The organism is Propionispora hippei DSM 15287 (assembly GCF_900141835.1).
Classification (GTDB): domain Bacteria; phylum Bacillota; class Negativicutes; order Propionisporales; family Propionisporaceae; genus Propionispora; species Propionispora hippei.
Genome location: NZ_FQZD01000006.1, coordinates 237,831 through 249,023 on the forward strand (window position 1 = coordinate 237,831; position 11,193 = coordinate 249,023).

At 45.3% G+C, this 11,193-nt stretch carries 11 protein-coding genes; all 11 read left to right on the forward strand.

Features of this window, described 5'->3' with window-relative positions; all coding sequences use genetic code 11:
• Positions 1-67 precede the first annotated feature (67 nt).
• The 11 genes from F3H20_RS04500 to F3H20_RS04550 all read left to right on the forward strand — a co-directional run bounded on the left by F3H20_RS04500 (position 68) and on the right by F3H20_RS04550 (position 10,744).
• A complete protein-coding gene (locus F3H20_RS04500; protein ID WP_223191606.1) occupies positions 68-637 on the forward strand; it encodes a phosphoheptose isomerase family protein in 570 nt (189 codons plus the stop codon).
• A gap of 16 nt (positions 638-653) precedes the next feature.
• Positions 654-1,706: a galactitol-1-phosphate 5-dehydrogenase gene (locus F3H20_RS04505; protein ID WP_149733750.1), complete on the forward strand. Its 1,053-nt coding sequence runs from the start codon at positions 654-656 to the stop codon at positions 1,704-1,706.
• Positions 1,707-1,874: 168 nt separating this feature from the next.
• Complete coding sequence (locus tag F3H20_RS04510; RefSeq protein ID WP_149733751.1) at positions 1,875-2,618, forward strand: PTS mannose/fructose/sorbose/N-acetylgalactosamine transporter subunit IIC; 744 nt, start codon at positions 1,875-1,877, stop codon at positions 2,616-2,618.
• 4 nt (positions 2,619-2,622) lie between these two features.
• Positions 2,623-3,468, forward strand: coding sequence for a PTS system mannose/fructose/sorbose family transporter subunit IID (locus F3H20_RS04515; protein WP_149733752.1), 846 nt, complete (start codon positions 2,623-2,625; stop codon positions 3,466-3,468).
• Between the two features lie 67 nt (positions 3,469-3,535).
• On the forward strand, positions 3,536-3,931 hold the full coding sequence (locus F3H20_RS04520; protein ID WP_149733753.1) for a PTS sugar transporter subunit IIA: 396 nt from the start codon (positions 3,536-3,538) through the stop codon (positions 3,929-3,931).
• 13 nt (positions 3,932-3,944) lie between these two features.
• Positions 3,945-4,418 (forward strand): PTS sugar transporter subunit IIB, encoded by a 474-nt coding sequence (locus tag F3H20_RS04525; protein WP_149733754.1) that lies wholly within the window; start codon positions 3,945-3,947, stop codon positions 4,416-4,418.
• Between the two features lie 32 nt (positions 4,419-4,450).
• Complete coding sequence (locus F3H20_RS04530; protein ID WP_149733755.1) at positions 4,451-5,506, forward strand: alcohol dehydrogenase catalytic domain-containing protein; 1,056 nt, start codon at positions 4,451-4,453, stop codon at positions 5,504-5,506.
• Positions 5,507-5,532: 26 nt separating this feature from the next.
• On the forward strand, positions 5,533-6,213 hold the full coding sequence (alsE, locus tag F3H20_RS04535; protein ID WP_149733756.1) for a D-allulose 6-phosphate 3-epimerase: 681 nt from the start codon (positions 5,533-5,535) through the stop codon (positions 6,211-6,213).
• A 519-nt stretch (positions 6,214-6,732) separates the two neighbouring features.
• Positions 6,733-7,470, forward strand: a complete 738-nt coding sequence (locus tag F3H20_RS04540) for an N-acetylmannosamine-6-phosphate 2-epimerase (protein ID WP_149733757.1) — start codon at positions 6,733-6,735, stop codon at positions 7,468-7,470.
• A gap of 63 nt (positions 7,471-7,533) precedes the next feature.
• Positions 7,534-9,813: a pyruvate formate lyase family protein gene (locus F3H20_RS04545; RefSeq protein ID WP_149733758.1), complete on the forward strand. Its 2,280-nt coding sequence runs from the start codon at positions 7,534-7,536 to the stop codon at positions 9,811-9,813.
• A complete protein-coding gene (locus F3H20_RS04550; protein WP_262501597.1) occupies positions 9,806-10,744 on the forward strand; it encodes a glycyl-radical enzyme activating protein in 939 nt (312 codons plus the stop codon). Before F3H20_RS04545 ends, F3H20_RS04550 begins: the two co-directional genes overlap by 8 nt.
• The last annotated feature ends 449 nt before the right edge of the window (positions 10,745-11,193 follow it).

An 11,193-nucleotide genomic window follows, 5' to 3' on the forward strand; every position in this document is an offset into this window, starting at 1 on the left:
TGGTTGAAACGGATTTTGGCATACTTTTTGCTCTATACATATATGTGATTGGTCGAAGAGAAGGGAAGTGGAAAAAATTAGTTATGCAGAGGAGACACAGATCATTTTAAGTGAACTGCAGGAGGCGTTAGGAGCCGTGCAGGAGAACGAGGTAGGGACTATGGTCGAAGCAATTTGTCAGGCAAGAATGGTTTTTGCAACCGGAGTCGGCAGAGTGCTGCTGATGGTCCAGGCATTTGTTAAACGCCTAAATCATTTGGGGATCAAGGCCAATTTTGTTGGCGCGGTTGATGAGCCGGCGATTACAAGCCAGGATGTCTTACTTGTTGCATCCGGCTCAGGCGAAAGCGTGGTACCTCTTGCCGTAATGAAAGTCGCTAAACGGTACAAGGCTAACATTGTTCATGTAGGCGCAAGCCCGGATAGTTCAATGACTGAGTACGAAGATTTGTTTGTACGTATTCCCTGTAAAACAAAATTAAACAAGCCCGATGAAATTCCATCAAAGCAACTTATGAGCAGCTTATTTGAGCAAAGTTTATTATTATTATTGGATGCGGTAGCGATGATGATCGCAAAAAAGCAGCAGATAACTAATTTGGATGAATTGTGGCAATATCATGCGAATTTGGAGTAAAGAGAGAAGGAGCTTAATGGACGATATGATGAAGGCTGCTGTATTATATGCGCCAGGTTGTTTAAAGATAGAAAATGTTCCGATACCGGTTCCGGGGAAAGATGAAGTGCTGGTAAAAGTATTAGCCTGCGGTGTTTGCGGGTCAGACATTCCGCGTATAGTAACAACCGGGACCTATCATTTTCCAACGATTCCCGGCCATGAGTTCGGTGGAATTGTCTGCCAGGCAGGGAGTGAAGAGCAGCAATACTTAGTCGGGAGGAAAGTAGCGGTCAATCCTTTAATTCCCTGTTATAAATGTGAAATGTGCGAAGTTGGAAAGTATGCTCAATGCAGCCAATATGATTTCCTTGGGTCTCGCAGTCATGGTGGATTTGCCCAATATGCAAAGGTTCCTGTTAAGAATCTAATTGTACTGCCTGACCATATGGACGATAAAGCAACGGCGTTTTTAGAGCCTGTAACGGTAGCGCTGCATGTAGTGCAAAACTGCCAATTGCGGTTTGGTGAAAATGTAGCAGTTTTTGGATTGGGTGCGATTGGAATGTTTATTGCACAATGGGCAAAGGCTTTTGGCGCGCCTCATGTATTTGCCATTGATATCGATGAAAAAAAGGTCGCGCTGGCTAAAGCGCTAGGTTTGTATGATGCCATTTGTTCGGGACAAGAAGACGTTGAAAGAGTTATTGGAGAAAAAACAGATGGTGTTGAGTTTGCTTTTGAAGCAGCCGGGTCTGAGACGGCATTCGCTCAGGCAATTCATCTTTTACGTCAGTCAGGAACGCTGGGACTTGTAGGACGGCCAACGAAAAATCTGAGTGTGGCGCCGCAGGTTTTTGAAAAAATTTTACGGTCTCAGTTGACCCTTAAGGGAACCTGGAGCTTTGAAGCGGTCAATTTCCCGCATCATGCCTGGGGGCAAAGCGCTGTGGCTATTGACAAAGGCCAGATTCAGATTTCTCCGTTGATATCGCACTGTTTTTCCTTAGAGAGGACAATGGAGGCAATTGAGTTGATGAATCGGAGAAAAGAGTTTTATTCAAAAATATTAATAATGCCGAACCAGTGAAAACTGAAGGTTTTGGCAGTTGGAGAAACATGGCGTTTTTTTATTGCCATAGCTATAGTGAGCTATTCCAGGGGCGCCGTCATGAAACTAAAGAAAGGAGGATGGATAATTCGTAAAGGGTCGCTTTGCAGCTTGCAGGTAAATTAAACGAGAGAGAGGGAATTTTTTATGTTATCGGCAATTTTGGTAGCTGTCATAGCTACGATGAGTACGTGGTGGGTAAGTCATGTTATAACCAGAACGTGGTTGTATCCGTTATGGTCAGGTTTTTTGGTGGCTTTGGCGATGGGCGAGCCGGTAGTTGGGATGAAGGCAGCCGCATATATCCAACTTACCTACTTAGGATGGATTACAGCCGGCGGAACCATGCCGGGAAATTTGATGGTTGCCGGTGTTTTTGGAACAGCATTAACGTTGCTGTCGGGAGCAGACCCGATTCTAGCGCCCACCTTTGCCGTTCCTTTCAGCCTGTTGGGAATTTTAACTTGGCAGGGATATATGACACTAAACAGTATTTGGGTGCATAAGGCGGATAAATATGTGGAAGAGGGAGATTTGACCGGAATCCGTATGATGAATTGGATTCCTTCCGGTATTTTGAGCTTTATTTTTAATGGCATCCCGGCATTTCTTTTAGTTTATTATGGCGGTGAATATGCGACTAAGGCTTTGGCTGCCATTCCGCAATATCTGATCGATGCATTTTCCACAGTTGGTGCCTTAATGCCGGCACTTGGTATTGCTATGCTGCTTACGTATATAGGCAAAAAAAAGATTATTGCATTCTTCTTTGCCGGTTATTTCTTAACGGTATATCTACATTTGGATACGATGGCAATTACTATCTTTGCAGCAATTGCCGGTATATTGGTATATTTCTTTACGTCAAATGCTAACAGTGAGGAGGCATAACAATATGGAACAGACAACAGGTCAGGAAAAGGTAAAGCTGCAGAAAAAAGATCTTATAAAACACTGGCTGGGTGGTTATTCACAGGAGACTTGTTATAACTATGAACGGTTGCAGGCGCTGGGGTGCACACAGGCAATCATTCCAATTATTAAACGTCTCTATAAAACCAAAGAAGAGCGGGCACAGGCCTTAAAAAAGTATATGATATTTTTTAATACCGAACCCTCCTTTGTGGGAACGGTCATTCCTGGGATTGCAGCTTCCATGGAAGAACAAGCGGCCAATGGCGTGGAAGTGACGGCAGAAGATATTAATTCTTTACGTACAGGCTTGATGGGGCCTTTGGCGGGTATCGGCGATACGGTATCGCAGGGTATCGTGTATCCAATTCTTGCAGGCATTGCTTGCTCTTTGGCGTTAGCGGGAAACCTGGGCGGACCGATTTTGTTTGAAGTAGGCTATAAAATCATCATGCTGACATGCGGCTATATGATGTATATGACAGGATACAAAAAAGGAAAAACAGCCGTTTTAGGTCTTTTACGGGCTGGAACTTTGAATAAGGTTACTGAAATATTCAGTATTGTTGGTTTGATGGTTATCGGGTCCATGGCGGCAACACGTGTTAACATCGTTACCCCCATTGCATTTAAAGTGGGAGAAGTCGGGATCAACCTGCAAAAGGTATTGGACTCTCTGCTTCCGTCGATGCTTCCATTATTGGCTGTATTAGGGGTATGGAAACTTTTGGATAATAGAAAAAGTCCTACGTACATCATTGCTGTCCTGTTTATTGTAGGTGTAGTTTGCTCGCTGCTGGGGGTTTTATCGATCCCGGCAGTCAAGTGATGAATTAAGAAGATGCATTCGGGTGGTTGGGTGGGAAGTTACGATACTGAATATGGAGTGATGGACGATGATAGGATTATTGTTGGTTAGTCATGGTGAACTATGCGAGTATATGCTTCACTCAACAGCCATGATGACAGGAGAAGCCAAGCAGGCGGGAGCTGTATCCTTGAAAAAGGGTGAATCGCCGCTGGATTTTGAAAACCGGGTGAGACATGCGCTGGATAAGTTGGATACGGGAGAAGGCGTTATCGTATTGGCGGATGTGTTGGGAGGAACGCCCTATAATACGGTTGGCTTGCTTAGCAGAGAGTACAACCTTCAAATGATAACCGGTATGAATGTGCCCATGATTGTGCAATTGACACTAGGCCGTGAGGAGGGTTCTGATATATCGGAGTTGGTTGATTTAGCGCATGAGGCGGCCAAAGAAGGTATAAAGCTACTGCGGCAAAAAAAATGAGAGGGGTATCAACATGGAGCATTTGATGTTGGCCAGAATCGATGACCGGCTAATACATGGGCAGGTTATGACGGCCTGGATGAAGGTAAGGCCGGCTAAACAAATTATTGTAATAGACGATAAAATAGCAAAGGACTCTTTTATGATCGATGTCATCCAGCTTGCTGCGCCATCCGGTGTAAAAGTGCATGTTCTATCATGTACGGATGCTATTGAAACCTTGAAAAAAGGATTGGATACCACAACGATATTATTGGCGAAAACACCTGCAACGTATAAGGCTCTCATTGATTCGGACATCGATATTAAAGAGATTAATGTAGGCGGTATGGGAATGATGCAGGGCAGAAAAACACTGTATAAGAATATTGCGGCTTCCGATGAGGAACGGGCCATTTTTAAAGAGCTTTTGGATAAAAAAATTGATGTAAAGGTGCAAATTATACCGGCTAACAATGCTGTCGCAATGACAGGGTTATTAAAATGATAATGCCGGCGGGTACAGGAGGAATGTAAGCCATGAAAGCAATGCGTTTGCATAAAGTCAATCAATTTACGCTGGACGAGGTGCCGAGGCCTGTCCCCCGAAATGATGAAATTTTGCTTAAGGTAGAAGCTTGCGGGATATGTGGCTCCGATATACCGCGAGTTTACGAATTGGGCACAAAAGTGTATCCGGTAACACTGGGACATGAGTTTGCCGGTGTGGTATGCGAAGTGGGGAGAGCGGAAAATAATTCGCTCATTGGTAAGAAGGCAGCCATTTTCCCGATTATACCGTGCAGGAATTGCGAGAATTGCCAGACCGGTAATTATGCACAATGCAATCATTATCAATATCTAGGATCGAGAAATGACGGAGGCTTTGCTGAATACTGTCTGATTCCTAGTAAATGGCATCTTGTATTATCGAATAATCCGGATGTATCCGTAGAAGCGTTAGCCTTAGTGGAACCTGCCACGGTTGCACAGCACGCCATTCGCAAAGGAGGACTGTCGGCGGGAGAAAACCTTGTTATTATCGGTGCCGGGCCAATAGGAATTATAGCAGCGCGCTGGGCAAAAATTTTTGGTGCATCCCAAGTGATATTATTGGAAATTGATGATGTGAAGATTGATTTTGCTAAACAGTGTAATTTGGATGTCAGAGATATAAAAGACGAAAAGTGTGTTAACAACATAGTGGAAGAGGCAGGCAGAATTGATGTGGTGATTGAAGGAACAGGAACTTCATCCGGTTTAAATACGGCCATACAGTTATGCCGTACGTTTGGCCGTGTTGTTATGATGGGCAACCCGCATCAGGATACTACCATTGCCTTACAAAATCAGAGTATGATTTTACGTAAGGAATTACACCTCATCGGTATGTGGAACTCATACTATGCAGAACTGCCGTTTAACGAATGGGCCTACACAGTAAAACAGATGGATGATGGAGTTCTGGCGGTAACCGATTTAATTACGCATAAAGTCTCTTTGGCAGAATTAAAGAATTTGTTTGACCAGATTTACGCTAAAGAAGTTACTGTTTGCAAAGCAATATATTTCTCAGAGGCAAACCGGAGGCAATAGAAAGAAGCGGCACAAGGGGGGAGAAGATGAAAGTTAAGTTTGCACCGTCTTTGATGTGTATGGATTTGATGAATGTTCAAAACCAGATTGGGATATTAGATCAATACGCAGATTATTACCATATCGATATTATGGATGGTCATTTTGTAAAAAATTTATCTTTATCATTGGACTTTGTAAAAAGATTAAAATTAATCACCAATATTCCTTTGGATTGTCATTTAATGGCCAGCAATCCAGAGATGTACGTAGATCAGTTGATCGAAATTGGTGCTGATTTTATATCGTTGCATGCCGAAACGATTAGTGGACAGGCATTCAGGCTGATTGAACGGATCAAACAGGCAGATATAAAATTTGGTGTCGTCTTGAATCCGGAAACAGATCTGCATGCCATATCATCGTATTTACATTTAGTGGATATCTTGACAATCATGAGTGTAGATCCGGGTTTTGCAGGACAAAAATTTATTGTCGAATCGATAGATAAGGTCCGTTTGGCTAGCAGTTTGAAAGCAGATAAACAATATTCTTATGAAATCGCCGTAGATGGCGGATGTAATAAAAAAACATATAAAATACTTAGACAAGCGGGGGCAGAATGCTTTATTGTCGGATCATCAGGCTTGTTCGGGCTTCATGAGAATTTAAACTTAGCGTATGAGTTAATGCTACGAGAATATGAACAAGAGACAGCCTGTATATGAAGTATAAGGAGATTGCGGTTGCAAGTGGATTGTCAGTGTTGATCAACAGGCCGCTGGATGATTTGAAGATCATAAAGTTCGTACGTCAAAAGCCGCGTTGCGGGTGGCATTAACAGTAAAACGCCGGCTTCGTATATTTCACTTTTGCCCGATAGCATAATCATTGATAGTGGTATGACCGGAGCCAAAGATCCGGCCGAGGCAGCGAAAGCTATAAACCATATAATGGTCTAGTCTGATACGTAAGGTACAGAAACATTCGATAGCTATTTCATTTATTCGAATGTTTTTGTGCCTTTGTTTTATTTATAGCGCTAACCCTGCTGGTATGCAGAAATGAACATAGCATTATCAAGGAATGTTAGAAAAACAATAAATGACATAAAAAGATTTAATTTGAAATAATTTGATATAAATTGAATTGACATAGCTGGCGACAGAGTTATAATGAAGACAGAGGGATAAGGGGGGAGCGGTGAATCCGTTTCCAACCCAAGTTAGAGGAGGCGTAGAACCTATATGAAACCCCAGGACGCTAGGAAAAGACAGCTCATCGAGTCGCTGGCAGGTTTAATTGTGTCTTGTCAAACGCAAAAGGATGATCCGATTCATACGGATGATATGGTTGTCAAAATGGCGGAAGCAGCCCGGTGGGCCGGTGCCAGCGGCATTCGGGCCAATTCGCCGGAACAGATTAAAGCCATTAAGTCCAAGGTGGATTTGCCGGTCATTGGACTATATAAAATCTGGTATGAGCATACCGATGTATTTATTACTCCTACCCTGGACGCCTGCCGACAGGTGTGGGAAGCGGGGGCCGAAATCATTGCCCTTGATTGCACTAGTCAGCTTACGGAGGAGGGCAGACCGGCCTATGAGCTGCTGCCTGTACTGAACCCCGAAGCGATTATTTTTGCTGATGTGGCCACTTATGAGGAAGCCAAGCGGGCGATTCAACTGGGGGCGGACCTGGTAGCACCCACCTTATACGGCTATACGGCGGAAACCAAACATATTGAACAACCGGATATACGGGAGTTTGCCCGGATGTGCCGGGCCTTTAAAGAGGATGCATATATGGTGATGGAAGGCCATATCTATACGCCGGAAGACGCGATGAAGTGCATGTATTTGGGGGCCCATGCCGTTGTGGTGGGAAGTGCGATTACCAGGCCGCATCTGATTGCCAAAAGGTTTGTGGATTTGTTGAACGGATATCAGACAAACTGGCGTGATGCCGAACGCAGCAAGCATTAAGCGATGGCTGCCCGCCGTAGGGTAGTACTGTAATTGACAGCTTAGATAAAAGGAGGTGAAAAAATGGTTATGTCCCAAATAGATGGGATTCAAAATGTAGAGGTCAGCAAGAAAATCCCATCGGCAAAATCTCCCTTGGAGCAATTGGCAATTATGGAGCGGTACACAAAGGCACATAAGGACTCGTTGGGCTTAGCAAAGGAAATGAGAGAGGTTGCTTGCCTGAGAACCATCTATCCGGCGCTTTTCCGGGAGCTAGAGGAAACCGACACCCTGATTGGGCGGCTGGATTTTTTGCCCATAGGCTTTGGCTGTGTCACCTCGGTAGGCGGCGTGGGTCATTACTGTGTGTTTAACAAGCTGCGGGAATTTAAGAATCAGTTTCAGGACGAAAGGATAAAAGCACGGGTCGATGCGTTGTACCGGTATTGGATGGAGCATGATACCAAGGCTTTATACTGCAGGGATGTTTTAACGGAAGCCACGATCGGCCGGTTTGTGGATGTTGATTTTCCGTTGATTGCTACGGCGAGACTTAGCGGCATGATGCTGGACTATCCCAAACTGCTGGATTTAGGGATTGGCGGGCTAAGGCGGCTGCTTCAGACTCATCAGACAAATGACCGGAATAATCTTTTTTATCAGGCCGCTCTGCAGGTGTTAGATTTATTCGTAGATTGTGCCGGTTATTTGCAAACCATGGTGCTGCGGCATATGGAAAAGGCCAATAAAAATAGAAAAAAAGAATTGCAGGTTATTTTTGACAGCCTGGAAAAAATCAAGCAGGATAAACCGGAAACCTTTCACCAGGCCCTGCAGCTATTTTGGCTGTATGCGCTGTTGGCTGGGGTTATCAATTATGGCAGACTTGACGATTACTTCGGTCCTTTTCTTGTCCGTGATTTAACTAATCATAGAATCACGGAAGAAGAAGCCAAACAGCATGTAAAGACATTGTGGACGCTGATTGAAAACAGGCGAACTACGGTTAATGGCCGGATTATTGTGGGTGGCAAGGGCCGGCAGCACCCGAAGGAAGCCGATGTATTTGCCAGGCTTGCTCTGCAGGTGACCGGCGAATGCCGGTATGTGGAGCCTCAATTTACGCTGCGCCTGTCGGAGGACACGCCGGAGGACATCTTTGATCAGGCGCTGGATTTGCTGGGCCAGGGCGTGACCTATCCGACGCTGTACAATGATCAGGTCAATATTCCTGCCGTTATGTACGCCATGAACGTCGATGCGCAGACGGCGGAACAATATGTTCCCTTTGGCTGCGGGGAGTTTGTCATACAGGGGCAAAGTACCGGCACACCCAATACCTGCATCAACCTGTTGAAATTATTAACGATCGTGTTAAATGAGGGTGTTGATCCGATGGATAATATAAGAAAGTCGGGACCGGTTCAAATCAGACCGGTGGAAACCTTCCGGAGTTTTGCGGAGCTATATGGCAAGTTTCTGGAGCTGCTGGATTATTATTTTGATCTGTCGGTGAAGGCCCAACTGCATTCCTATAAAATTATGAACGAGCAAGCGGCATTTTTGTTTACCAGCCTGTTAATGGATGAGTGTATTGCCCGGGGCAAAGCGCTTTTGGACGGTGGAATCCGTTATTTGGGCGGGACCAATGAGACCTATGGCAATATCAATACATCGGACGCGTTATATGCTATAAAGCAATTGGTGTTTGATAAGCAGAAATATACCTTGAAGCAATTGCAGACAGCCGCACTGGCTAATTTTGTGGGGTTTGAGGGAATCAGGCTGGATTTGCTCCGCTGTGAAAAATACGGCAACGACCTGGAGGCTGTGGATTCTCTGGCCAATGAATTTTACGAGTATGTTGCCCAGGGAATCAGGGACCGGGGCATACAGGGTGGCATGGCCTATTACCTGATCGTTATCAGCAACAATCAGCTCAACACGGAATGGGGGAGAAAAACCGCCGCTTCTTTAGACGGCAGACTGAGCGGCATGTTTATGAATCCGGCCAACAATCCGCAGGGCGGCGCTGATCGGTCCGGTCCCACGGCACTGTTAAACTCACTGACTAAGTTTAAGGCGAAATATCACGGGGGAGCAGTGCAAAATATTAAATTTTCCCCTATTTTGTTCAATCAGAATCGGGAAAAAATCAAAGCGTTATTCAAAACCTATTTCCGTAAAGGGGGCTGTCAGTTGATGGTTACAGTCGTCGACAAAGGAATACTGGAAGACGCGGTTATTCACCCGGAGCGGCATCCGCATTTGATTGTAAGAGTCAGCGGTTTCAGTGCGGTTTTTGTTAATTTGGAGCCTGATGTGCAGCAGGAATTGCTGAGCCGCCATCTGTATGCATAAGCCGGAAGAGAAAACGAAACCGATGGTAAGCGTCCTGGAGATCGAACGTTTTGCTCTCCATGACGGGCCGGGGATCAGAACGGTGGTTTTTCTGCAAGGATGTCCGCTGTTTTGCCCCTGGTGTGCCAATCCGGAATCGCAAGGCAGTAACGGGCAGCTTATGTATAATGAAAGAAAATGCGTCAGATGCCACACCTGTATAAAGCAATGTCCGCAGCAGGCAATTCATTTAAATGAGCACAATCGTCTGGTGTTTGACAGAAGCCTTTGCGGTGACTGCCGGTTGTGCGGCGAGCTTTGCCCGCAGCAAGCGATACGGTTTCCCGGTGTGAACATGGAAATTGCGGCGGTGCTCGCGACAGTGGAGAAGGACCGGGCTTACTATGAAGATTCACAGGGCGGGGTTACCCTTTCCGGCGGGGAACCCTTTACCCGGTATGACGGCTTTTTGGCTCTGCTCAAGGTACTTAAGGCCGGGCGGCTGCATGTGGCGGTAGAAACAACAGGCCAGACTGGCTTGACAAAGCTGATGAAGGCTGAGCCCTATATCGACCTGTTTCTTTTTGATATAAAACACGTAAACGATGAAATATTAAAAGCGACCACCGGAGCCGAGCTGGGTGTCATTCTTAACAATCTGGCTTATCTTGCCAAAAAGAACCCGCAAAAAATTATCATTAGAGCACCGGTAATTCCAGGCGTTAATTATGAGGCGGCCGTGCTGGAGGGGATATTTGACCTGGCTGTCCGATATCGGATTAAGGAAGTGCATCTGCTGCCTTATCATGCACTGGGCAGGAATAAGTATGAACAGCTTGGCAGAGTATATGCATATAGCCTGGCTACTGTAAATATGCTGGCCCCAAGCGAGTTGGCGCCATATGTAGCCAGTGGAGCCGCCAAGGGGCTGCGGGTGATGATCGGTGGTTGATGATGCGCAGGCCTCTTGTTGGACTTACTGACGGAGTCTGACGTTAGCTGTGGTGTGACGAACGCGGCAGGTCCGCTTTGCCGTTTTTGTAAACGTTAAATGAAAAGGTAAGTTCAAGAATGGGTCAAAGCATGGAGAATGCAAGAATAAGGTCAACTCATTTCACTTTACGAAGGAGAAAAAAGGCTGTATAATGCCACTAAGAAGCTGCATTGCCCTGTTTTTCTACAAGGGAAAGAGACATCTGAAACAGCGTGCAAAACTGAATTCCACATATCGTTGTCGTGTAGGACTAAATTCGGCAGTGAATTCCCCCGCATAATGAGTGTTATTTTAAGAGTGATGGTTTAAGAGTGACCTCGTCGGGAGGAATGGCAACCAGTTTCAGAAGGTCATGCAACTTAGGATTCAAAAGCAAAAGAGACAGCCTGAACGGAGTGCAACCGTTC